A 1,059-nucleotide genomic window follows, 5' to 3' on the forward strand; every position below is an offset into this window, starting at 1 on the left:
AAGCAAAACATGGGTTTTAAACGATTTATGCTTCGGGGAATGCAGAAAGTAACTACTGAAATAGGATTAATAGCTATGGCCCACAACTTAAGAAAATTCAGTATAGCATAGGAAGGGGGCTTCCTTGCCTTTTTTATCATTAAGAATATCTACAAAAGAAGAAGCGCTTCTTCTCACAAAAACTTTTATCAATAAAAAAGGCCATCTAAATACTTTTTAGACGGCCTCTTTTTATGTCTGAACTTTTAATCTTTTCTTCCAAGTAATTATAATCTATCTACATTATAAAAAACGGAATCGCTTTAAAATTTCTTAAGAATTTTTAAACTTTTGTAAATCACAATTCTTAAATAATAGTCCTATTTCTATCCGTTAATAGGGCATAAAAAAACAGTTTTTATAAAGAATAATTACTTGCGCAATATGCGCTGAACCAAATCAAATTACTAACTGTTGTGTAATGCAACAAAAATTAAACACTTATGAATTTGAAGTATTTATTCAAAACAGGAATTTTAATGTTATCAATGTGACTTATTGTGTCATTGGAAAATCATGAGAATGATGATAACGAAATTATTCTAGATTTCGATCTTAGAAAATCGATCATTACTAATTCGGCAGGAGAATATCAATTTGTAAATGATAGTTAATTGGCGCATAGTATAAGCTGTAAATAGTCTTGAAGCTGGAACAATTACTGGTACAGTAAGTAATTTTGGTACTACAGAGTCTGAAACTATTGTGGTTTTCGCTTATGAAGATGGTGCATATAGCGAAGATGAAACTTCGGCCAATTGGGAAGGAGTGTTATTTGCGAACGCTAGTTCAAGTAGTAAGGTAAATGATTCTTTCGGAGAGAGTTTGAAATTCATTTTGTAGAAGAAGGAGATCATAAACTACATTTCGTTTCTTTTTCAGACGAAGATGCCGTATGCATCCGTCTAAGTGCATCTTTTCAGAAACCTTTCTAGATTATAATTTAGCGGTCTAAATATAATCAAAATGACCCGATCTTCAATTGCCACAGAAATGCGTAAGCTAGTCAATAGCTATTAT

At 31.6% G+C, this 1,059-nt stretch carries 1 protein-coding gene; it reads left to right on the plus strand.

The window, feature by feature from the left end:
• Positions 1–111, plus strand: a 111-nt coding sequence (locus LB465_RS18050; RefSeq protein WP_224471311.1) for a transposase, incomplete at its 5' end; no start/stop codon positions are given.
• Between the last annotated feature and the right edge of the window lie 948 nt (positions 112–1,059).

The organism is Salegentibacter lacus (genome assembly GCF_020164555.1).
Taxonomy (GTDB): domain Bacteria; phylum Bacteroidota; class Bacteroidia; order Flavobacteriales; family Flavobacteriaceae; genus Salegentibacter; species Salegentibacter lacus.